Source organism: Agrobacterium sp. DSM 25558, assembly GCF_900100825.1.
GTDB lineage: Bacteria > Pseudomonadota > Alphaproteobacteria > Rhizobiales > Rhizobiaceae > Agrobacterium.
Genome location: NZ_FMUD01000035.1, coordinates 24,230 through 46,031 on the forward strand (window position 1 = coordinate 24,230; position 21,802 = coordinate 46,031).

The 21,802-nt window shown below is 54.8% G+C and carries 17 protein-coding genes and 3 pseudogenes; 5 read left to right on the top strand and 15 right to left on the bottom strand.

Annotation, left to right across the window (positions count from 1 at the left end; genetic code table 11):
• Positions 1-47: 47 nt before the first annotated feature.
• Positions 48-1,214, bottom strand: a complete 1,167-nt coding sequence (locus DSM25558_RS22640; protein ID WP_077106937.1) for an aminotransferase class V-fold PLP-dependent enzyme — start codon at positions 1,212-1,214, stop codon at positions 48-50.
• 402 nt (positions 1,215-1,616) lie between these two features.
• On the opposite strand from DSM25558_RS22640, the gene DSM25558_RS22645 reads away from it, so the two are divergent.
• Positions 1,617-2,411: an IclR family transcriptional regulator gene (locus tag DSM25558_RS22645; protein WP_077106938.1), complete on the top strand. Its 795-nt coding sequence runs from the start codon at positions 1,617-1,619 to the stop codon at positions 2,409-2,411.
• A 163-nt stretch (positions 2,412-2,574) separates the two neighbouring features.
• Here DSM25558_RS22645 and DSM25558_RS22650 read toward each other — a convergent pair whose 3' ends face one another.
• The 8 genes from DSM25558_RS22650 to DSM25558_RS22685 all read right to left on the bottom strand — a co-directional run bounded on the left by DSM25558_RS22650 (position 2,575) and on the right by DSM25558_RS22685 (position 12,637).
• Positions 2,575-3,948: an amidohydrolase family protein gene (locus DSM25558_RS22650; RefSeq protein ID WP_077106939.1), complete on the bottom strand. Its 1,374-nt coding sequence runs from the start codon at positions 3,946-3,948 to the stop codon at positions 2,575-2,577.
• Positions 3,949-4,007: 59 nt separating this feature from the next.
• Positions 4,008-5,414, bottom strand: a complete 1,407-nt coding sequence (locus DSM25558_RS22655) for a M20/M25/M40 family metallo-hydrolase (protein ID WP_077106957.1) — start codon at positions 5,412-5,414, stop codon at positions 4,008-4,010.
• A 133-nt stretch (positions 5,415-5,547) separates the two neighbouring features.
• Positions 5,548-6,525, bottom strand: coding sequence for an asparaginase (locus tag DSM25558_RS22660; RefSeq protein WP_077106940.1), 978 nt, complete (start codon positions 6,523-6,525; stop codon positions 5,548-5,550).
• A 186-nt stretch (positions 6,526-6,711) separates the two neighbouring features.
• Positions 6,712-7,494, bottom strand: coding sequence for an amino acid ABC transporter ATP-binding protein (locus tag DSM25558_RS22665; RefSeq protein ID WP_077106941.1), 783 nt, complete (start codon positions 7,492-7,494; stop codon positions 6,712-6,714).
• Positions 7,494-8,252, bottom strand: a complete 759-nt coding sequence (locus DSM25558_RS22670) for an amino acid ABC transporter permease (protein WP_244554280.1) — start codon at positions 8,250-8,252, stop codon at positions 7,494-7,496. Before DSM25558_RS22670 ends, DSM25558_RS22665 begins: the two co-directional genes overlap by 1 nt.
• Before the next feature lie 212 nt (positions 8,253-8,464).
• Complete coding sequence (locus DSM25558_RS22675) at positions 8,465-9,676, bottom strand: ABC transporter permease subunit (protein ID WP_244554281.1); 1,212 nt, start codon at positions 9,674-9,676, stop codon at positions 8,465-8,467.
• 44 nt (positions 9,677-9,720) lie between these two features.
• Positions 9,721-10,758 (bottom strand): transporter substrate-binding domain-containing protein, encoded by a 1,038-nt coding sequence (locus tag DSM25558_RS22680; protein WP_083716625.1) that lies wholly within the window; start codon positions 10,756-10,758, stop codon positions 9,721-9,723.
• A gap of 553 nt (positions 10,759-11,311) precedes the next feature.
• Positions 11,312-12,637: a CapA family protein gene (locus DSM25558_RS22685; protein ID WP_077106944.1), complete on the bottom strand. Its 1,326-nt coding sequence runs from the start codon at positions 12,635-12,637 to the stop codon at positions 11,312-11,314.
• A 438-nt stretch (positions 12,638-13,075) separates the two neighbouring features.
• Between DSM25558_RS22685 and DSM25558_RS22690 the strand changes: the two are divergent.
• Positions 13,076-13,446, top strand: a pseudogene (locus tag DSM25558_RS22690) (aquaporin); the annotation flags it as partial.
• A 173-nt stretch (positions 13,447-13,619) separates the two neighbouring features.
• On the opposite strand, the gene DSM25558_RS22695 reads toward DSM25558_RS22690, so the two are convergent.
• The 6 genes and pseudogenes from DSM25558_RS22695 to DSM25558_RS22720 all read right to left on the bottom strand — a co-directional run bounded on the left by DSM25558_RS22695 (position 13,620) and on the right by DSM25558_RS22720 (position 18,460).
• On the bottom strand, positions 13,620-14,732 hold the full coding sequence (locus DSM25558_RS22695; RefSeq protein WP_159442520.1) for a GGDEF domain-containing protein: 1,113 nt from the start codon (positions 14,730-14,732) through the stop codon (positions 13,620-13,622).
• Between the two features lie 258 nt (positions 14,733-14,990).
• A pseudogene (locus DSM25558_RS22700) lies at positions 14,991-15,275 on the bottom strand (IS3 family transposase); the annotation flags it as partial.
• Between the two features lie 109 nt (positions 15,276-15,384).
• Positions 15,385-15,600 (bottom strand): annotated as a pseudogene (locus DSM25558_RS22705) (IS3 family transposase); the annotation flags it as partial.
• A 46-nt stretch (positions 15,601-15,646) separates the two neighbouring features.
• Entirely contained in the window at positions 15,647-16,435 is a 789-nt protein-coding gene (locus DSM25558_RS22710; protein ID WP_077106946.1) for an ABC transporter permease, read from the bottom strand.
• The gene (locus DSM25558_RS22715; protein WP_143240219.1) at positions 16,432-17,220 is read right to left on the bottom strand and encodes an ABC transporter permease; all 789 of its coding nucleotides are present in this window, start codon (positions 17,218-17,220) and stop codon (positions 16,432-16,434) included. Before DSM25558_RS22715 ends, DSM25558_RS22710 begins: the two co-directional genes overlap by 4 nt.
• Positions 17,221-17,368: 148 nt before the next feature.
• Positions 17,369-18,460, bottom strand: coding sequence for an ABC transporter substrate-binding protein (locus DSM25558_RS22720; protein ID WP_077106947.1), 1,092 nt, complete (start codon positions 18,458-18,460; stop codon positions 17,369-17,371).
• A 362-nt stretch (positions 18,461-18,822) separates the two neighbouring features.
• Here DSM25558_RS22720 and DSM25558_RS22725 point away from each other — a divergent pair, with 362 nt between their 5' ends.
• The 3 genes from DSM25558_RS22725 (at position 18,823) to DSM25558_RS29855 (ending at position 21,745) form a co-directional block, all read left to right on the top strand.
• Complete coding sequence (locus DSM25558_RS22725; protein ID WP_077106948.1) at positions 18,823-19,599, top strand: DeoR/GlpR family DNA-binding transcription regulator; 777 nt, start codon at positions 18,823-18,825, stop codon at positions 19,597-19,599.
• Between the two features lie 4 nt (positions 19,600-19,603).
• Complete coding sequence (locus DSM25558_RS22730; protein ID WP_077106949.1) at positions 19,604-21,091, top strand: alkaline phosphatase family protein; 1,488 nt, start codon at positions 19,604-19,606, stop codon at positions 21,089-21,091.
• Between the two features lie 342 nt (positions 21,092-21,433).
• Positions 21,434-21,745 carry a hypothetical protein gene (locus DSM25558_RS29855; RefSeq protein ID WP_143239432.1) on the top strand — a complete coding sequence of 104 codons (312 nt, stop codon included), beginning with the start codon at positions 21,434-21,436 and terminating at the stop codon, positions 21,743-21,745.
• Positions 21,746-21,802: the final 57 nt, after the last annotated feature.

The following is a 21,802-nucleotide window of genomic DNA, read 5'->3' on the forward strand; positions in this document are numbered from 1 at the left end:
CCAAAGCGGTCGAAATGCCAGCGCGCAAATGCTTTCAGCGGCAGAAACTAGGCTGCCTGCGTCGATTGGCCATCTGCCTGACGCCGAGTGCGTATGACCTCTAAAAGGCGGTCAATGTCGGAAGCATTGTTGAACATTCCAAGCGAGATCCGCACTCCGTCACGTTCCGGCGAGACGCGGACGTCGAGGGATGTAAAGTAGTCCACCCATTCATCTGCAGGGAGTGCCGCCACATAGATGTGGGGCGCGCGAACGGCTCGGTCGCGAGGTCCTACCAATGGAATGTTCAATGCATCGAGGCCGGCAATGAGCCTGTCTCCAAGCTCGAAACAATGCGCCTGAATATTCTCCATCCCAATTTGGGCGATCAGATCAAGAGCCGCGTCGAGGGCGTGGATACCCGGAAGATTGAAATTTCCGATTTCGAATCTAGTGGCCGTGACCGCGACCGCCATGTCGTCGGGACGTGCGATGAAATCGGCAGGCGGATTCTTGAGACTAATCGCCGCCAGATAGGCCGGCTCCAATTCGGTCCGCGTTCGATCCCAGTAGAGAAGGCCCAGACCTTGAGGAACAAGCAAGCCTTTATGAGTGCCGCAGCCGATGAATGTTGCTCCAACTTTCTTTGCGTCAATAGGAACCACGCCGACGGCCTGCATAATGTCGATCGCGAAATAGAGGTTCCTTTCCTTGCAAAGGCTGCCTACGCTTTCGATGTCAAAGCGATGTCCGGCGTGAAAGGTAACATATGACATCGAGATCGCTTTTGTATTCGCATCAATCGACGCGCGAAAGCTGTCCGCATCGACCGTCTCTGTCATTTCGATGAAGCGAACCTCAACGCCCTTTTTCTTGAGGTTCAAGAATGCATAGGCATTGTTCGGGTGATCCCCATGGATCATCAGAACGTTATCTCCAGCCTTTAGCGGCAAGGCGTTGGCGGCGATGTTCATTGCCTCAGACGTGTTCTTTGTGAAGGCGATTTCTTCTGGCACCGCATTCAGGAGCTTGGCGACTTTGGCCCGGGTTGCCTCCATGCGCTCGATCCAGACGGATTTCGGGCCGGCCGTCTCGTAGCTTTCGTTCAAGAAGGCTTCAAGCGCGCGCTTGACGGGCGCGCACATCGGCGTCTGGAAGCCAGAGTCAAGGTAAGTCATCCTCTCGACGGCGGGGAACAACTTCCTCACCGCGGCTACGTCGTAGTGCTGCTTCATTTAATTCTCCGACTGGCAGGCAACCGCAGGCGGAGCTAGCCATTACATCCGTGCAAATTTGTCCGCCCCATCGGCGCCTCAAGTTTCGAGACAAGCGCCGAATTTTCGAGAGCGACACTCGGAGCATATTCGAAACCCTTTTTTGGTCTATAAATATATCGTAATATGGATTTTTTTGTTCCGTTTATTGAGAATTACATAGTTGCTGCCTGCTGTCGGGCCGCCGCGAGTGTGTCTTTCTAACTTTGTGGCGATGGCGTATGGCTCGACGCCGTGAGAAAGGCCGTTTGCCGTCACATTGGCAACGCGCGGCATTCTCAAACCGGTTTATCACTGCTATGATCGAAAATCGGAAAGGTTCTTTCCATTTTTCGATTTCCATCACTACGAAGCGGCGTATTAATGACTCCAGATATTCAAACCGATGGTCCGCTGGACAGGGCCTTCGCCATCCTCGACTTTGTCGCGGCTCAAATTAAAGCGGTCACAGCGGCAGAAATTGCCAAGAATCTCGATCTGCCGTTGCCGACTGCGCATCGGTTGATCAGCAATCTCGAGTTGCGTGGACTGCTGCAGCGTGCGGCGGGAACGAAACGCTTCGTGGTCGGGAACAACCTCGTGACCCTGGCAGGCAAGACGATAGGATCAGCGTTTCGAACAGCCCGACGACATGCCGTTCTGCAAAATGTTGCCGTAGAGATCGGCGAGCAATGCGAGATCGGGATCGTCAGAAATACCGCCGTCGTCTATGTCGACAGCGTCCGAGTGAAAGCCCCGCAAAGCCTACAATTTGACCCTGGTCACAGCGCTCCTCTTTACTGTACGTCGACCGGTAAGATCTATTTGAGCATGCTTGCGGCAAAGCCTCGAGAAAAGCTTGTTCGGGCGTTGCACCTGGAGCAGCACACTGACCACACGATAACGGATCCCGAGTTGCTTCTGCGGGTGTTAGAAGAGACCCGAAGAAACGAGTGGGCTCGCACGAATGAGGAATTTGTTAAGGGAGTGGTCGGCTGTGCTGTACCGATTCTAGCACCCGGCGGCACATTGATCGCTTGTCTTGGTGTGTCGGTTCCGGTGGCTCGAGTTAGCTTTGACGACCTCCAGAACTTTCGTGAACCCTTGGTCCGGGCAGCGAAGCTGTTGTCCGAGACGATACTGGAGACAAACGAAGCCACGGCCCAATCCGACGCATAATCGCGTTGCGCGCTTTAAACCCACCAGTATATGCGTACTGAAGATGGCAAGGAAGCAGCGCTAAATTATCTCCAAAGGCTAAGTGCCTAGAAGACTCACCCGGCTGGTCAAGTCATCACTCCGAAAAGTGCCAACGAGGATATGAGCGAGCCCGGCTCGAGGCTTAATCGAGCGCGTACAACGACCTGTTGTTTTTATAAAGTATCATTCTCGCACCCTCAATTGCTTCATCAAAGTCTAGACTCCCTCCAACGACATACTCCGTCAATGCCTTGGCGAGGTATCGCTTACCCCAGCGACCTGCGAGCCAATATAATTCCGGAACGTGAAATGCGTCGCTTGCATAGAGGATCTTGGACAGCGGAACGACCTCCATGACTTGCATATATCGCTGAAACAAGTTCTGGTGCACGAACGGCGTCATGATCGACAGTTCAAAATAGCAATTCGGATAAAGGTGACTGAGCCAGGCTGCCTTTCCCACCGAAGGGTATCCCGCATGGAGGGGGATAATTTTCGGCATGCGCATAACCCCGTCTCGATCAAACCGGCATACTTCCTCAAGGTAAAATGGATCTTGATTGCGAAGGATGACGGATGGTGCCTCGCCGTCACCCGTGTGGATTTGCATCGGCATGTCGCGCCTGAGGCATTCCTCAAGAGCAAGGGTAAAATTGTACCGCCTAAGATCCTTGGACAAGTTGTATTCCGACTGGCGGTCCATCGTCGGGATGTTGTGATATGACGCTCTCAGTGCCTGCCAGGATGCCCGAGCGATTTCCCTGTCATAAAGCGGTTCTATCAGTCCGATGTAGGGGAGAAGATAGGATTTCATCCCATAGGACTTTTTGCCATAGTTTCCCGTGCCATCGAGCAAATCCAGAAGGCGAGCGGTGTAGCGTTGCTCGTACTCCTCGAACGTGATTTCCAACGGAAAGAGCTCCTTCTGGATCATCTCAATTCGCGCCAGTCTGTTCATCCGACACGGTTGGATACCCTCTTCATACCGGTCGATCTCCGCGCGCGAGGCACCTTCGCAATAGCCCGTATCGACCATTACATTTTCATATCTGACATCTTGAAGCAGGCTGCTTACGTAACTCCAGTAGTTCTTTGAACGAGCATTCCTGGCTTCCATGACAGCTTCGAGATTTGGCTCGCAGCCCAGAAACTGCGCCATCTCTTTGACAAGGAACTTGACGAAGATACTTTGCGATATGTCACCAATGATCCCGTCGATCTTTTGTTGAATCCCATATTTCGCGTTGAGTTCGTGTCGAGCCCCCTCGTCAGCGACGAGCCATTGATCATAGACACCTGCAGGGAAATAGGCGGGAACAGTGTCCATCGCTGCCAAAGACATCCGCTCTAGGAAGCGCGTTGATGTCATGATTGGCTCGCGGTCGGTTACAAGATGGCAATGCGCATCATCGATCGGCAGCTCGTCGACCGCTTCGAAGATTTTCAGGAATTCTGGGTGCTGCTTTGAAAGGAAAGGTCCCAAGTGATTGAAATCTGCATCTGTTCTCGTAGCCATTTTATTCTCCATTTCCTGCGGGAAACCGTCAGACCTGCGGGTGCTTCAGATATCCGTCTTCAACCCTCATCGGCTGAGAGCTCGGCCAAGATTCTAATCCAGGAGCGGATCCCCTTTTGGAAGCTCGAGAGATCATACTTTTCATTCGGGCTGTGGTGTCGATTGTCGGACCGCGCAAAGCCAATTGGCAAGGAATTGATGGACAGCTTGCTTTGCATGACGCTGACGATTGGGATCGAGCCACCGGACCCAATCAGTACCGAGTCGCAGCCCCATTCATCTTTCAAAGCTGCGCGAGCGCGCCGCAGGTATTTGCTGTCACAGGGGATGACCGAAGCTTCGCTTGCGCCAAGTTCCGTGAACCTAACTGCGCAGTCGGCTGGGATTCTGCTGCGGATGTGCTCGTGAAACTTCGCCCGGATCGGATTAGGGTCCTGGCCATCTACTAACCGAAAGGATATTTTCGCGGTCGCCTTGGAGGGGATGATCGTTTTCAAACCATCGCCATAGTATCCGCCCGCCATGCCGTTGATTTCGCATGAGGGGCGTGTCCAAACCTGCTCCAGGACGGAATACGTTTGATCGCCGGCAGACTGAGATAGCCCGACGTTCTTCAGGAACGTGTCGGTGTCGAAATGGAGCTTATCAAACTCGGCCTTCAGCTCTCGGCTGGGTTCCTTGACGTCTTCATAAAACCCTGCGATCGCGACTTCCCCTTTCGCGCCTCGCAAGCTGGCAATCACCTCGGCCATAACCTGAATAGGATTGCGAGCAGCATTTCCGTATGCACCCGAATGCAAGTCACGATTGGCGCAAGTGATTTCGATTTCTTCTTCAAGCAAGCCGCGGAACATGACAGTGACTGCTGGAACCGCGTCATTCCAAAGATATGTGTCGCACAGCAGCATGATGTCTGCGCTTAATTCATCCCCAGCCTGATCCAGAAATGCATCCATGCTGGGGCTACCGCTCTCTTCCTCGCCTTCGAAGAACATGGAAACGCTTATGGGCAAGCTGCCTGTCACAGCCTTCCAGGCCCGACACGCTTCTATGAACGTTAAAAGCTGGCCCTTGTCGTCGGACGCACCACGCGCGACAATATGGGTTTCACCGCTCGACTGCACTCTTAGCTGTGGGTCGAATGGGTCTGCCTCCCATTCGTCAAGTGGATCGATCGGCTGAACATCATAGTGACCATAGAATAAGACATGCGGACCGCCAGAGTTCTTATGATGTGCAACAACGACCGGATGTCCAATTGTTTCCCGAACCGAAGAGGCAAACCCGATGCTCTCAAGTTCGCGCGACAACCATCTTGCCGCTTCCTGACATTTTCCCGCATAAAGTGGATCGCAGGAGACAGAAGGTATGCGCAGCAACTGAAAAAGCCGGTCTAAGCTGCCGCTCGTATTTGCGTCAGCATAGCTCAAAACCTTTTCCAAGCTCTGCGACTTTTCCTCCGGCATGTTCGCAGCAAATGCGCCATCCATTTTAGACATATATCTGTCCTTTCCCGTGTGAAGTTTAGCCAGCACGTTGTGCTTCTAATGCGCCGTTGAACCGTGAGACCCTTTAAAGAACGCCACCGCACCGTACTTTTTAGTGAGTGTCAAATAGCTCCTGTATCTTCACGGGGTCCTTGGTCTGGGTGAGCGAAAGCATCAACAGGATGCGCGCTTTCTGCGGGTTGAGCGTATCGCTGGTGATGAACCCAAGCCCATCGTCATCGACTTCATCATTGCGTTTGACATGGCCGCAGTTCACACGCGATGAGCGTAGGAAAGCCACGCCATTCTTCACGATTGCCGTGGCGGCTGGCCTTATCGCCAGAGGGAGGCTACCGCTGCCGGTGCCTGCCCAAACGATGCCTTCGTACCCTAACGTCGCAACTGCCTCGAGCATGTCCGGTGTCACGCCGACATGGCTGTAGACGATCGCAACACGTGGCAGGCGCGTTAAATCGGCTATGAACGCGGTGCCAAGCGTATGTTTTCGTTCCACGCGCCGATAAAAATGGGGCCGCCCAGCGACCACCTGGCCAAGAATGCCAAAATCCGGAGACTTGAATGCATCTAGATTGAAGTTGGTTTTAGAAACATCCCGGGCGGAGTGGATTTCAGAGTTCAGGACAACAAGAACGCCCCGACCTCTTGCCCCTGGCCAACCCGCGGCAACAATCCCATCGCGGAGGTTGGCCGCCCCGTCCGCGCCGAGTGAATAGGGCCTGCGCATCGCGCCAACGACGACCACCGGCTTGTCACTTTTGACTGTGAGATGCAGAAAGAATGCAGTCTCTTCCAGAGTATCAGTTCCATGCGTCACAACGATTCCATGGATCTGGTCGTCAGCTGCTGCCATGTTGATGCGGCGCGCCAATGCCAGCCAATGATCCGCAGTGACGTCAGGACTGGAAACTTGGGAAATCTGCTCTACGATAATACCTGCCTGATTTTGTATTTCGGGAATTGCGTCGAGCAGCGACTTTCCGGTCAACGTTGGAGCGTCGGGTGACGTTTGTGCGATCGACCCGCCTGTTGCCAGAACTAGAATATTTGCGTTTTGAATTCCCGTTGCCATCCTAAAGCCTGTTTCCAGCAGAACCCGCCTGGCAGGCCTACTAGAGTTCTGCAAAGTGTCCCGCGTTATCTAATTCAGTTCGATAGGCTAGTAATTGCAGTTGAGGCTGCAGCAATCGAACTGGTTGTTGCCAGCGCTAAAGAGCTACGAACTCGAGCCAGATCTGCAGCGCTCAGCTGGTCGTTCTCAGTGCTTCAACACACGAGACAGGAAGGTGCGAGTGCGCTCATTTGTCGGTTTGTCGAATATTTGTTCCGGCTCACCAACCTCTACAATCGCTCCGCGGTCCATATAGATGACGCGATCGGCGACCTCGCGAGCGAATGCCATTTCATGGGTCACGATCATCATCGTCATGCCCTCATTGCGCAGCTCGCGCATGACGTCGAGCACCTCACCGACCAACTCGGGATCGAGCGCGGATGTGGGTTCATCAAACAGCATGACGTGCGGCTCCATCGCGAGGGATCGTGCAATGGCGACACGTTGTTGCTGTCCGCCGGACAATTGGCCCGGAAACTTTTGTGCCTGATTTGCCAATCCAACGCGATCAAGCAGCCGCATCCCAATGGCATCGGCGTCTGCCCGGGACTTCCCACGAACGCGAATTGGAGCGAGCGTGACATTTTCAAGCACTGTCTTGTGCGGAAACAGATTGAATTGCTGGAACACCATGCCCACACCACGCCTGATCTGATGCAGGGCTTTGGCACCGCTGGATTCGAGATCTTCCGTGGTCGGCATGGAATGGCCGTCGACCGTCAATGAGCCGTCCTGATATGTCTCCAGACCGTTGACACATCGGATGAGGGTAGATTTCCCGGAACCGCTTGCGCCAATGAGCACCACAACTTCGCCTGCTGTCACCGACAGGCTGATATTTGCTAGTGCCTGGAACGTGCCATAGAATTTGTTGACGTTGGCGAACGTGACAATCGTCGGATGGGTGCCATCGGATTGGGTTTGCATTAACGAGCACTCCTTTGCATACGAGCTTCCATCCGGCGAGCTCCGAAGGTGATTGCTGAACCGATCAGGAAGTACACGGCGAACATAAAGACGTACACTTCGGTGACCGTGCCGCTCGAGGCCGGATCCGCCAAGATCATCTGGCCGGCTCGCAAAAAGTCGGTCAATCCGATGATGAACACCAGTGTTGCACCATTGAAGACGTCGAGCACGTTCCCCACTAGGGCGGGCTGAACAAATCGAATGGCTTGAGGCAAAACGATCTCGGTTGAGACTGTCCAATTTGACATTCCCAAAGACTTGGCCGCTTCTGCCTGCCCACGCGGCACAGCTTGGATGCCGCTGCGAACAAATTCCGCGACGTAAGCGGCGTTGAATATGGTGTAGCCAATCATACCACGAACGAGAGAGGAGACTGACCCGTCAGGCAAAAACAACGGCACCGTGATCCAGATCCAATAGACGACAAGGATCAAAGGAACTGAACGCATCACTTCGATGTACCCGGTGCAGCAGGCTCGTAGGCTTGGGTTACGACTGGCCCGGCCGAAGGCTAGCAGGACACCAAGCGGCAGGGATGCAGCTGAGACAATGACAGCGAGCATAAGGCTGAGAAGCAGGCCGCCCCAGCGATCAAATCCCGGAGGGGCTAAGACCAAAATTGCGGCTGCGCTCGCGACCAAGAAGATCAAAATCGGAAAACGACGTAGCTTGGGGAGCATCGTAGAGCCGAGCGCAACGGATACGATCCCAAGCATTACCCAAGTCCGCCATATGTCCTCCGGCGGATATAGCCCAACCAGCAGAAGGCGCCGGCTCTCGTAGATACCGCGCCAACGTGCATCGTAGAGTGCCCAACCTAGAAAGCGCGCCGATGCCCAAACAAGCAGCGCGAGCACAAGTATCGACAAAACGGAATCGAAGAGACTGCTGAAGAGGTTCCGTCGTATCCACAGGTACGATCTTGCCATCACCGTGCAGCCTCCAAAGTAACTCGTGCGTTGGCATAGCTGATGATGGCGCTGATTACCCAACTGAGCAGCAGATAAACAGCCATGACGATCACCACTGTCTCGAGACTGTGTCCCGACTGGTTTGCGACCGTACCGCTGACGTTGAACAGGTCAGGGAACCCAATCGCAATCCCGAGCGAAGTATCTTTGGTCAAGCTGATGTAGCGGTTTGCAAGGGACGGTAAAATAATTCGAAAGACTTGGGGAAGAATTACGTCTCGTATTGTGTTTCGACGGGATAGCCCGACAGAGGCGGCGGCTTCCCACTGCCCTTTCGGCAACCCTTCAATAGCGCCGCGAACGATCTCTGCAATATAGGCTGAGCTGTTGACAATGATGGCCGTGAGGATTGCAGACATCTCAGCTGATAACTGAATTCCCCCTGTAGCACCGAAACGTCCAACAATTGGCAAAGCCAGTTCGATGCGAAACCCTGCGGCAAAGCTCGCGGTAGCGGCCAAGATACCTGCGGCGAGCATCGACCACCGAAGGTGGGAAGAGAGGCGCAAAGAGCAGGCTGCCAACAGAAAAGCTATCGCCGCGACGAACAGAGCGAGAGCGCCAAAGCCGGATCCGCTAGAAATTTGAGGCAAAGGCAGAAACAGGCCGGACTGCCCAAAGACGAACCAAGTCTCAACATTAGCTGCATCGGTAACGGGCGCAAGCTGAAGAAAGAAGGCGAAGTACCAGAAAACCACCTGTATGAGCAGCGGGGTATTGCGAACAAACTCCACGACGATGAAAGCGCACTGCCGTATCAACCAGTTCGTTGACAGTCGAGCGACGCCGAAAACCACGCCGACCAGGGTGGAGAATACGACCGCGAGGATCGCTACCTTTATCGTATTGAACAATCCTGCCGTAAGCATCTGCAGGTTTGTGGACGCCGACGTGACCTCGGCAAACACCGGCCACCAGCCTTGCCAGACAGTTGCAAAACCTTCACTCATGTTGAACTGCGATGGTCGCGAAAGATAATCAAAGCTGAAGGAAATGCCCCGAGCCATCAAACTTTGCTGGATTGCTACGCCAACGGCAGCAACGAGGGCAATTGCAGCGATGACGATGCTGCCGTGGATCATCTTGTGGCGGATCCGAGCGCTACGCCGCCGTCCTGCTGATAGCGGCGTAGCCGGCTCGAGCCGTGCCTGCGTAAGGTTATTCATCATATCACGGCCCTAAGCAAAAACGTCCTGGCATTGTTGGTGCGGCGTCAAAGCCACAGGATCGAGTACAAGATGCCACCGTTTTTCGGGAGAGCATTAGGGGTCTTGTCGCGCTCTAGAAAGAGCGGTGTCTTCGGCCCGAGCGACCGGTTGTAGATTTCACCGTAGTTGCCAACTGCCTTGATAACGTCGGAAATAAAGCTATCCGAGACGTGGAAGTCGGCACCGAATCCGCCATTCACGCCAAGGAACTTCTGAATCGACGGATCCGCAGACTTCTTCATCTCGGCCAGATTCGTGCTCGTAATGCCCCAGTCATCGGCTTGAAGCAAAGCGTAGAGCGTCCAGCTCATCAGTTTTCTCCATTCGGGGTCGTTCTGAACGACAATTCCGGCAAATGGAGCTACTCCGAGCGTCTCTGGCAATATAACGTAGTCAGATGACTTCGGCGTGTTTCCCCGCCAAGCTGCCAGAGCCGATTTGTCAGTGTACATGGCGTTGCACCGGCCACTCGTCAGTCCAGAGAACAGTTTTTCGCTTGTGTCAAAAGTAAGGATTTTCGTATTCGTGATGTTGCGGGCTTTGACTTCTTGGGCAATCGTCGCTTCGCTGCCGGATCCCTGAGTAGTGCAGATCGCTGCACCAGAAAGATCGTTGATCGACTTCACACCGGACGCGGTGGTAACCATGAGGCCGCCGCCGTCGAAGAAATAGGGCGGAAGGAAATCGACTGCAAGGGCTGCTGCCCGGGAGGCAAACAGAGAAGTATGTGCGTAAACGATATCGACTTGGCCAGTTTGCACGGCGTTGAAACGGCTCTTATCCGTAACAACGACGAAGTTGACCTTGTCGGGATCACCTAAAACGGCGGCCGCAGCGGCGCGGCAAAGGTCTACATCAACCCCCTCCATCTTCGAGGTTTTCGGGTTGAGGTAGCCGAAACCTGGCGTGGTATTGTCGGTACCGCAATTGAGTATGCCACGCTGCTTCACATTCTCGAGTACAGAAGCGTGCGCCGATGTGGTTGCGAACCCGCCAAGAGTAAAAGCGGCGGCGATGTATGCGATTGTCGGTGTAAGACGCATGTGAGTTCCCCTATTTTTATTATGGACCCAGCTTTCAAGTTTGCACCAGACTGACGGTCAGAGTGCCTTCTAAAGAAGTCATAGCAACTTCAAAATGTCTACCATATTATCAATATTGGATATCTAACTTTCCGTTAAATGAGAATTACCCAAATCTGTGAAGGTCCGTGGGTGCTCGACTTGCTCTCAGAAACTTCAGAGCTTTCGGCGCTATGGTAGAATTAGAGGATCGGCGGACCAGCGATCCATTTTGATTGGCTTAGGCAAGGAAGGACGATAAGATCGCGGATCGTCAATTGCTCGTTTTCGGAAACGTGAGACACCAGTGGAAGCCTGCGCGCGTGATTAGGCGGTTGAATCAAAAAGGGTGCGTCCGGGCAAAGACAGTAAAACCGGAGAGGCGCGGAACCTGGCTCAGCAAGAGACCGCGAGCGGACTCAAGGAAGCCTCTTGCCGAGGCCTCAGCAAGGGATCAAACTAAATTGGGAAATAACACTTGCTTCCGCAGCCGGGTGACTAGCATCCAAACACCGGGTTCAATTGGAATATCAACCTACCCAGCGTAGGAATTTCCCAGGACAAGCTTCGCGTATTCGTTCATTTGCTGCACCGAAGGCGTCATCTTTGCCGAAGGAGCAAGGTGTTCGACCAGCTTTTCGATGCGCATCAGTAGCTTGCCATCTTGTGTGAACTGGTGCCTGAACACTGGAACGGGCTTTGCCGCCGCGATATAGGTGCGCTGCTCGCCGTCAAGTGTGCCTTTCGATAGCTGGATGTCCAGCATCAAACTCAACATCATATACGGTGCGGTGAACCATCCGAACGTAGTGCTTCCCAGGGAGTAAGCAATCACGGCTATCCGGTTGGGGTCGCGTTTGGTTGAGTAAAACTCAACCGGTTGAATGACATGTGGGTGATGACCCAAGAGGAGATCTACTCCCGCTTCGACCAGTGTGTGTGCGGCCTCGATCTGGCTTTCCCGGGGGAAGAACTCAAATTCCCAACCCCAATGGAGAGAGCCGACGATAAAGTCACACCCTTGCGCTTTGCAGTCCGCGATCTGTTGCCTCAGGAGCTCAAGCTCGGGAGCGACATATTTTGAGCATAGCTTGGCTACGTGAATGCGATGTTTTTGATCCGCTGGCAGCTCGAACCTACGAATTCCAAACGTTGCTGAGACAAATCCAGTTTTGATGCCATTGACCGTTACAATGCTTCCGCGGCCGTACGCCTCAATATCTCGCGGTGTGCCAATGCTCACGATCCCGTCTTCCTGGAGCAGATTTTGAGTTGTTTCCAAACCGATAAGACCAAGGTCAAACGTGTGGTTATTTGCTGTATTGAGAACGCTGAAATGTTTGCCGTTATGCTGCGTTAATGCCGAATACTGCTCCTTTGAGCAGCACATTGTGAATGAGCGCCCGTCACCCAAAGCTTCTTCAACGATGTCATCGTTTGCTACAACTGACTCGTAGTTGGCAAACGATAGATCCTTATCGAAAAGTGTCTCGGCCACGCTTGAAAATAATATATTCTTGGATTGCTCAAGGCCCTCCGCTTGAATGAGATCACCAGCGACACCCATTGTGAGTGAGCACTCGGTATAAAAGTCGCGAGGCAATGACACGACTGAGCTATCCCGGCTGTTCATCAACGCGCGAGCGCCCTCCTCTGGTTTGGCAATGGGTCGCGCGCTCTTATAGAACCAGTAAACTTCGTCACGGAAACCAAACTCGGCACCATCGGTTGCGGCGCCTGCAAGCGGAACATCCCAATAGTTGGCAAGCAAAGCAGCTTTCGCAGCCACTCCTATGAGACGCGCGTCCGGCCTGTAAAATTTGAAAGGAGTTACCGGAAGGCCAGACGGTTTGGAAATCATCGTTGGGTCTCTCATCCATCTCTTGACCGAAGGAACGGAGGCTTCAGAATTTCAGTGTGCAAAACTGTTATGCGCCCGGACGTGCCGAGATTTGTGCCTCTGTTCATCCAGAACACCACAATTTGATCCATACGTCTATGTGGCTTTATCGATAATTCTGCGGATTTATTTCGATTCTTGAGAATCCTGCAGCATGGTGGACATCGTAGTTTGATCAATCGGGGTGGAGACGGGCAAAAAGGCAGGCCGCGAAAGCCTGCCATTAAGGCGTTAACGGGGACACTCGCCGTGCGACGCAAAATTCGGCCGAAATTAAATCCATATTATTGTGGCGGACTTCGTGGTGAGGAGACGCACTGCCAGAAATAAACCTATTGTCCCCTGAAACGATGTCCTGCTCACGAGCACGTTGAACTTGGGGCCAGGAATGGATTGGCCGCGGGAGGGTTTGCCTCGAATGGCTATGGAGAGCATTCCCACGGTCAATATTCCATGCTCGCCTGCTTGGTGGCGGAATTCCTGTTTATCATTATGGGTGCCACACATGGAAAAGCGCCCGCCGGATTTTCGCCGCTGGCTATTGGTCTTGGTTTGACCCTTATCCATCTGATCAGCATCGACGTGACCAGCACGTCGGTCAGTCCCGCTCGAAGCACTGGCGTTGCGATATTTGCCGGACGATGGGCTTTGCAGCAATTGTGGCTGTTCTGGATAGCTCCGATCGCTGGCGGCAACGTCGGCGGACTGACTATAGTTGGCTGAGTTCAGAACCCAGCAGACAAGTCGTTGGCTCTGCGCCAGCCGAGTGACTGGGTGGCATTGTCTTACCTGTGCTTCTCTCCTGTCGTAAAGACCATAAGCGTGACAGATAACGCCTGAACCGCTGTGCAGCCCTTCCGCCAAGTCGGTGAGAGGCTGCTGTTTTGCTTCAGGGGGAGCGGTGCAAACCGAATTCCCCGCCAAATTGACCGGTCGGTATCCCCTAGGTTCTGGCGGCGGAGCCGGACGGTACGAAGTCGCCAAGGCGAACGATGTTGCTGGCGGGTTTGAGATGTGAGCCAAAAAGGCTGTACCCATCCCGGCCTCGCCTCTTCGCCTCGTAGAGCGCACGGTCCGCGTTCTCCAAGAGCGTCTCCGGGGTAACCAGGCTCCCCTTCGACGAGGCAATCCCGATGCTCACTGCGAGGCCCAACTGAAGGGTTCCCCACGAAAAAGTCGTGCCTTTTACGGCGCTCAGGATGCGCTCGGCGATAGCGGTCGCCTCCGCTGCCGTTGTGGCCGACAGAAGCAGGCTAAACTCATCCCCGCCGAGCCGGGCGAACGCATCGCCTGGCCGCAACTGTTTCGTGATCACGGCGGTGGCGTGCTTTAGGGCCGCGTCCCCCGCCGCGTGGCCATACTTGTCATTAATCACCTTGAACCGATCAAGATCGAAGAGTAGCAGGCTGAAATTGACGCCCTCCCGTTTCCTACAAATCTCGTTCAGGCGGTTCATGAACATCCGGCGATTGCCGACCCCTGTCAGCTCATCCTCATTTGCCAACCGCTCGATTTCCGTTTGCAACCGGTCAACAGTGCAAATGAGAAACCCGAAATTCCAGACGACCGCGGCAAACAAAAACACCAGAAGATCGATCGATGCGGACTGATAAATCTGGAGGTCAGGTCTCAAGCCGGTGACGATGAGCATGTTGCCGCCGGCGATGATGCAATGCGACAACCCGCCCATGACCATGGCTGTGCTGGCAATAACCGCGCCCAAGTCCCGTCGAGAGGGCCGCATCAGGTAAAGTGCAGTCAACGTGAGCGGGAGTGACTGAGCCAATGTGTAAACAGGATTACGGCCGTACCAAAGGTGAAACGTCGCCAACATCACAAGAACGCTGCCGCCGAGCAGGTATGAGACGTGGATCCATTCCACCTTTTCGCCGTGCAGGCGGCGAGCGCCAAACCAGTTTAGATAAAAGCCAAGGATGATGAAGCCGTTGCCCGCGACCGTGTTGAGCAAGAGACCGTTCTCACCCTGAAGAGAAAGGGCAATCCCGCCGACGGCGCTCGCACCGCTACCAGCCAGCCAATATCGTGCAGCTCGCATATCCCTGTATCTATAGGCAATCAAGCCCCAGATCAGGCAGTGCGAAAGATTGAGAAGCAGGACAACGAGGTAGAGCGTAAAGAAATCTGGCACGCGGCTTCCCTTTCGCAAATTATCGCAATGGCTATCCGCCTTAAATAAAAATGGCATGAACATTTTAAGATGTATTTGAGCGAAGCGTCACCTTTTTTGCTACCGATTGCCGTTCGACTGGGGGCGTGCTACGGGCGTGAAGCAGGGTGTCAAATTGAGTGCCTAGAGAAATATCCTCGAGTCCTTCGCGGTATAAGCCGAGTCATTGTCAGAGAGATGCTCGATGGCTTGCGCGGCTCGAGTTGTGCAGAGGCGTTTCTCAACTGCCTCCAGCATCATCTCGCGGTCGCAGGCGTCGATGATGAAGGCGAGACGAATGACCACGCCATTCCAGCAGGTGGACCCCAGACCGTCGGAGCACCAGCGCAGATTAGAGCGCATGACCGTGACCTTGTCATCATGGATGCGGCCTTTGCGAACGGCCGTATGTTTCTCCAGCAACATGGCATGGTTGGTAGCAACCGTGATTTTTCACTGGAACTCGATATATCTGTTGATTTCGACACAGAACTGAGCCGGTCAGGCAGATAAGGGAGTGCGGATAAAAAGTTGGACTGCTTCATGATTTAAGGCCGAGGCTCTCACGATATTCGACGGGACTGAGCGATCGTGATGGGCTTCCAGTCGCGTGGATAGAAGAGTTCGGTTTTCAACCGGCCGAAGAAGTCTTCGCAGGCGGCGTTGTCTTGCGAGCAACCCTGTCGGGGCATTGAACGAACCGGTTTCGCTTCGCTGATCGTGTTAGTCAGCCGGGTCACCGATAATGAGCTCCGCGAACCAACCGAGAACTGGTATCATTGATATGACTGATCCTCTTTTTTTTATCGTTCGTGCCTCTGAGGTGCAAAGCGTGCCAGTAACTGGATCATGCCCATCGCGCCCCACGTGATGGCGAACGACAGAATGACGAGTGCGGCAGGCTCATAGGCTTGTGCGACACCGACTTTTTGGATGTATGTCCCGAAGGCCGGGCGTGTAAGGAGGCTCGCCATCACGAATTCGCTGATGACGACGGCAAAGGTCAGGAACGCTCCCGACAGCACCGAAACAAGGATGTTGGGCAGGATGACCAACCGGATCACGGTGATCGGACTGGCCCCCAAGATCGTGGCTGCATCCGTCAGCGTCCGCGCATCGATCGCTTGCAACCCGCTATCGACCGCGCGGTAGAAGTAGGGCAGCGACAGAGTCATGTAACCGCAAACGAGAAGTACATTTGAACCCATCTCCGTACTCGTCAACGGCAGGACCGACGACGACGAGAAGAGCCTCAGATAGCCGAAGACAAGTACGATCGGCGGCACGACCAGTGGGAGCATCACGACGAGCTCAACCACCGGCTTCAACCAGGGCAATCGTAAACGGACGAAGTAGGCCATGGGAACGACGAGGACGACACCGAAGATGATGGTGCATATGGCGATTACTGCCGAGTACCCCAAGGTCGCAAAGAATTCTGGATCGGAGAAGACGGAGCGGTAGGCGTCTAGCGAGTAGCCGTCTCGCCGGATGCTTAACGAGAATTCCGCAGTGCTGATCAGCGGCAGTACGAAATAGATTCCGGCTACAGCGATCGCCGTCCAAAGTAGAAGACGTAGGACGGTCTTCATCGCATCCACCTTTCCGCACGTGCGCGCAGGACAAGATAGGCCGTGATAGCAAGTGCAACCACCAAGACCATGCAAAGCGCGAGGGCGGCCCCCAGCTGTTCGTTGTGCAGCACGTCGCCGCGAATTTGCGCGTAGAGCAGGATCGGAACAATGTTCACCGCGTAGCCCGTCAATGCGTAGGCGGTCGCAATGGCACCAAAGGCGTTGGCGAACAGAAGAGCAAGCGTTCCGAGCAGCGTTGGCCACAGCACCGGCAGGCCGATGTGCCGCCAATACTGCCAAGCTGTGGCACCGAGCATCTCGGCCGCTTCCCTGCACTCCCGAGGGAGCCTGTCGACGGCGGGCATCATGATGGTGAGGGCAATGGGGACTTGAAAAAACAGGTAAGTGAGCACCAATCCAGAAAAGCTGGCAAGGTCAAAGCCGGACGCGTAGAGGTTGATGCCAAATACCTGTCTCAGTACTACAGTCACCAAACCCAGTCTGCCAAAGGTGGCGATAAACGCGAAGGCCAGCGGAACCCCCGAGAAATTCGACGCAACGCCGCAAAAAGTCATGATGATCGTTCTAGCCTTCCGGTTGCCGATACCGCGGCCCACGATCAAGGCGAGGCTCAGGCCAAGGAGCGCCCCGAGCACAGCTGTCGCCGCCGAAATTTCGATCGAAGTCAGGAAAGCGTTTGCGATTTCGGAGGTCGCGAGGTCTGCGAAGTTGGCCAGTGTGATACGGCCCTGCCGATCGACAAATGCATTGGCGAGCAATGCTACAGTCGGCATGATAATCATAACCGCCGCAAACACCAAGAAAGGCAGCGTGCCGACCAGCGCTGGCCAATCTGGACGGGGTATACGTGGTATTCGTCGTCGCTCTGACGGCTTTCCGGAGCGGGAGTGTCCCGCACCGGAGGTGATCTTATTCGACGTCTGGTCCAAGTTACTTGCTTCCTGCACCAACTGTCGCGGTCCATTCCTTAGCGATCACGTCGCTTGCCTCCACAAGATGCCCCAGCTCCGGGAAGACCAAGTTTGATCCAGTTTGTGGCAGCTTCGCCATCATCTCATCGGTGATTTTGCCCGATTCGCGCATCGCGTCAAAGCGGATCGGGTGGCATAGACCCTTGAGGAAGCCGCTTTGCCCCTCGTCAGAATACAAATACTCCATCCAGAGTTTGGCTGCGTTCGGGTGCGGCGCATATTTGCTGATGGCTTGCGCATAGACGCCGGCGACTGTTACGCCTTTCGGCACGATTGTGTCGAGGGGCGGGTTACCCTTAAAGTTCTGGTTATAGGTGATGCCGTTGAAGTCCCATCGCGTCGTGATCGGAGTTTCGCCTTTGGCGATCGACGACGCCGTCCCAAAGCCGGCAACAAGATTGCCAGCGTCCTTCAACTTACGATAGAACGCCAGACCGGCTCTAGCGGCTTCCGCCCCGGGCTGGGCACCGGTTGCCAGACCGGCAGCGTAGATGCTCAGGATCGCATTGTTGGCCGTGCGGGGATCGGCGGGGATCGATACGCTTTTCCGATAGGCGGGATCGAGAAGATCGGACCAGTCGCCAGGAGATTTTGTAACGATGTCCTTGTTGATGATGAAGGCCAGCACTCCATAGTAGTCGCCGTACCAATAGCCGTCAGGGTCTTTGACAACGTCTGGAATTTCGTCCCAGGTCTGCACTTTGTAAGGTTGCAGGAGGTCATCCTGTTTTGCGGTGGGGCCAAAGACGAGGCCAATGTCGATAACATCTGGGGCTTGCGGACCTTTATTGTCCATATTGGCCTTGATCGTTGCCAACTCTTCACCCGAACCAGCGTTCGGATTGAGTTCGTTCACGGTGAGGCCGTACTTGTCCTTGAAGCCTTGGATCAGTGCGCCGTAGCCGCACCAATCATGGGACACTGCGATCACGGTAAGCTGACCTTCGGCCTTTGCCGCCGCGACGAGTTCATCCATGCCTGCCGCTTGTGCGATGGAAGGCAGTCCGATCAGGGACGCTACTCCATAATATGCCAGTCTCTTCCAGTTCATTTAAATTCCTTTCTTGAAACGCGGCGCGTTACTCCACCAGCAAGGCGTCGATCGCAAATCGGTATAGGCACGGCTGTTAACGGAAATGTGACATTACGAGGCTAAATTTGGTTTTAATTGATATTCCGAGATCGTGCAAGTCATTGACCGGTCGGAACAAACGCTTGACCAACCCATTAGCTTTTGCTGGATACAACGTCTCGCATCAAAAATCCTATTGATTTCAGCAGTGCGACACATGTTTAAAGTCGATGCTGCCGTAGTGGATTGACAGGCAGCTTAGTCTCGATTAATCCACAAAACATCACACTATGAATACCCAGCGATACTTACACTCAGATTGTTTGGGAATGGGAGGGCCCGTGGCGAGAATACCGGCAGCAAGTCGCATTAAAGCCATTGCAGACCTTCTGGAAGCAGAAGATGGTGTCAGTATCGCTGCGATGGCCGAGCGGTACTCGGTTTCTATGGAGACCATTCGCCGTGATCTCGCGAGCTTGGAAAAGAACGGGCTTCTCACCCGCGTCCATGGGGGCGCAATACCGACGGCGCGGGCCGCGCCTATCTCGATGCGCGTCAACAGCCTGAGTAACCAAAAGGCCTCAATCGGGGAATTAGCGGCAAAGCTGGTCGGACGAGACGGGTGGATCTTCATGACGCACGGCAGTACGACCCTATCCGTCGCCAAAGCCTTGGACGAGGGCAGTCCGATGTCGGTTATGACCAACATGCCTGCTATCGCGGAGGCCTTGCATGGCGGTGTGAAACATCGTGTCACGTTGACGGGCGGAGAATACGACTACGCCGATGGGGCGCTTACTGGCCAACAGGTGCTGGACGCGATTTCTGAATGTGTTTTCGATACCGTGATCATCGCCGCATATGGCATCCATCCAGTGCATGGTTTGGTTGAGTCGGGAAAATACCTGCAGTACATGAAGCGCTTGCTCTTCCAGCGCAGCCACCGCCGTATTGTCGTCGCGGACCACAGCAAGTTCGGAGCACCCGGCTCCTATATCTCGGCACCACTTTCCGAAATCGGGACGATCGTCACAGATGAGCCCCCCCCGCCCGTTTTTGACGAAGCCTTCAACGAGGCTGGCGTTCGAGTGATCTATCCCGCAACCGTTAAGGATTAGAACAATGCCCAATGAGGTACGCCACGTCGTGGTCATGGGGATCGACGGACTGCGACCGGATTTGGTCGATGACATAACGATGCCCAACCTTGTCGGCTTGGCGCGGGCCGGCACGTGGAGCACCCATCATAAGACGGTGTTTCCGAGCGAGACCCGCGGTGCGCTAACCGCCCTAGCAACAGGTTCTCCCGCTGAGACCAACGGGATCGCCGGAAATCAGTTCTATGTACGTGACGGGTTCCCTGAGCAAATATTCACCGAGACGACGCATGATTGGTACGCGGCCGATGAGCGGCTTGAAGGAAAGCTGGTTGAAGCGATTTCACTGTCGGAAACGCTCCACCGCGTTGGCAGACCCTTCGCGGTCATCGCGTCGAGCGGGCCCGGCGTCTTGCCCGCCCTGAACTGGAGAGGTGCCAAGCGCGATCAAGTCGGGTTTAATGTCCGCCATCCTCAGACGGCCCATCCGCATGCGTTTGCAGCGCGTGTCCACCGCTCGCTGAAGATTCCAGCAGGGGGCGTGTCCGCAGATGGCCCGAACGCTGCTCTGAAGGTCTTCGAGCAGGAAGTATGGCCTTACAGCAAACCGGCAGTCAGCATCCTGTGGTGCACTGAAGTGGATAGCGCGGCGCATCTCTACGGACTGGGATCCGATCAGCTGCGCGAGAAGATGCAGCATTGCGATGAAGTCGTCGGCGCACTTATGGCTTGGCGCGAGGCGCAGCCCGAACGCGACAGCATTGCGCTTTTGGTGGTCTCCGACCATGGTCACGTCACGATCGGCGGTCTGGTTTCCGTCGCGGATTCTTTATGTGCAGCCGGGTTCAAGGCGGCTGCTTCATTCGCAGACCCGGCGACCGACATGCTGGTGCGACCAGGGCGTGCCGCCGGCATCTGGCTGAGGAAAGACGATCCCATCTTGTTGCAAGAGGTGGCGAGCTTCATGACGGAGCAGGCATGGTTCGGTGGAGCCTTCAGCTGCGCGGGAGCGCCTGCGAGCAACCACGGTCGTGTCGAGGGAAGCTTGGCTTTGGAGCTGCTCGGTGCCGGCGGTGCCCGTGCGCCCGATCTGTTCGTCCATCTCGGGAATACGGTGGACGATGACGTAGCCGGCGATATGGGTTCGGTGTATTACGATGCTGGAGACTATGATCTGCGCCCGGGCGGCGGCACCCACGGCGGTCTGCATCGGGGCGAACTGTCTGCGGTTCTGGCCGGATACGGGGCAGGACTGGGACGAGGAAGGGTTTCCACGACGCCAAGTGCCATCACCGACATCGCGCCAACCATCCTGTCGCTGCTCGGCATTCCACAGCCGCGGACAATGACAGGCCGCGTGTTGCGGGAATTGACAATGGATGCGCCGGTCAAGATCGAGCCGGTGTCTGAAGAGTTCCGGTCCATCGGGACGCGGAAGGTGACAGCCTTATCTGGGATGAGGGTCATGGGGCACCTCTACATGAGCGAAGGCCGGATTGCTCGTGGCACTTAATCCTGTTTTTACTGCTCGTAGTGGTAGGAACGCAGCCTTTGCCAAAGGGATGCACGAGCTAGAGCGATAAGTAACAATCTTGATCTGCATTTTACCACCCTCAAAAAGTCAGAGGAGAGCCTTGCATCTCGATTTCCGTCGAGGACTAATCCGATAGAGCAAAGAAGGGACTCGGACGAAAACTTGGACCACCAGGAGGTCTGCGCATTGGTTGGATGACTCGCGCACCGAGGTTTTAAGAGCCCCAGAAACAGGCGGCGCTTGAGCGCTGCCGCACTTATCACCGCTATATCTCAACGACGATAAGACGCTGGCTTATCCAGGTCGTTGGACTTTAAATGCATGGGTTCGAGAGTCTTTTCCAGAAACGAGGACTTCAATGGTCGGTCGATCCTGCCGTCCGGACTATCCGATTGGTTGAAGCAAGTCGCGGTCCTTGCTCTTTGCGGTGGAGAGGAATTGCCCACGAAGTATCCGATCGGCTACGTCTATGCCACCCGACGTTATACAGCTGGCGGAATGAGCCGCTCGGTCATGAGTGCTGCCCCATCCATGAAACACCGCAACACCTTTGCGCCAGCGTCCGAGCGCGAATACATGAACTACCTCCTGGGTGATCCAAGTTTCCGTCCGAATCTAGTTATGTGCGCCTAACCAGCTTAGTTCCGTATGGTATCCTGGTCCTTCCACATGTGGAGGCATCTTACAATC

What these genes read in the sequence shown, in the direction of transcription:
- DSM25558_RS22640 (WP_077106937.1), bottom strand. Translation starts at nt 1,214, where the DNA reads ATGAAGCAGCACTACGACGTAGCCGCGGTGAGGAAGTTGTTCCCCGCC.
- DSM25558_RS22645 (WP_077106938.1), top strand. Translation starts at nt 1,617, where the DNA reads ATGACTCCAGATATTCAAACCGATGGTCCGCTGGACAGGGCCTTCGCC.
- DSM25558_RS22650 (WP_077106939.1), bottom strand. Translation starts at nt 3,948, where the DNA reads ATGGCTACGAGAACAGATGCAGATTTCAATCACTTGGGACCTTTCCTT.
- DSM25558_RS22655 (WP_077106957.1), bottom strand. Translation starts at nt 5,414, where the DNA reads ATGCCGGAGGAAAAGTCGCAGAGCTTGGAAAAGGTTTTGAGCTATGCT.
- DSM25558_RS22660 (WP_077106940.1), bottom strand. Translation starts at nt 6,525, where the DNA reads ATGGCAACGGGAATTCAAAACGCAAATATTCTAGTTCTGGCAACAGGC.
- DSM25558_RS22665 (WP_077106941.1), bottom strand. Translation starts at nt 7,494, where the DNA reads ATGCAAACCCAATCCGATGGCACCCATCCGACGATTGTCACGTTCGCC.
- DSM25558_RS22670 (WP_244554280.1), bottom strand. Translation starts at nt 8,252, where the DNA reads ATGCTTGGGATCGTATCCGTTGCGCTCGGCTCTACGATGCTCCCCAAG.
- DSM25558_RS22675 (WP_244554281.1), bottom strand. Translation starts at nt 9,676, where the DNA reads ATGATGAATAACCTTACGCAGGCACGGCTCGAGCCGGCTACGCCGCTA.
- DSM25558_RS22680 (WP_083716625.1), bottom strand. Translation starts at nt 10,758, where the DNA reads ATGCGTCTTACACCGACAATCGCATACATCGCCGCCGCTTTTACTCTT.
- DSM25558_RS22685 (WP_077106944.1), bottom strand. Translation starts at nt 12,637, where the DNA reads ATGATTTCCAAACCGTCTGGCCTTCCGGTAACTCCTTTCAAATTTTAC.
- DSM25558_RS22695 (WP_159442520.1), bottom strand. Translation starts at nt 14,732, where the DNA reads ATGCGAGCTGCACGATATTGGCTGGCTGGTAGCGGTGCGAGCGCCGTC.
- DSM25558_RS22710 (WP_077106946.1), bottom strand. Translation starts at nt 16,435, where the DNA reads ATGAAGACCGTCCTACGTCTTCTACTTTGGACGGCGATCGCTGTAGCC.
- DSM25558_RS22715 (WP_143240219.1), bottom strand. Translation starts at nt 17,220, where the DNA reads ATGATTATCATGCCGACTGTAGCATTGCTCGCCAATGCATTTGTCGAT.
- DSM25558_RS22720 (WP_077106947.1), bottom strand. Translation starts at nt 18,460, where the DNA reads ATGAACTGGAAGAGACTGGCATATTATGGAGTAGCGTCCCTGATCGGA.
- DSM25558_RS22730 (WP_077106949.1), top strand. Translation starts at nt 19,604, where the DNA reads ATGCCCAATGAGGTACGCCACGTCGTGGTCATGGGGATCGACGGACTG.
- DSM25558_RS29855 (WP_143239432.1), top strand. Translation starts at nt 21,434, where the DNA reads ATGGGTTCGAGAGTCTTTTCCAGAAACGAGGACTTCAATGGTCGGTCG.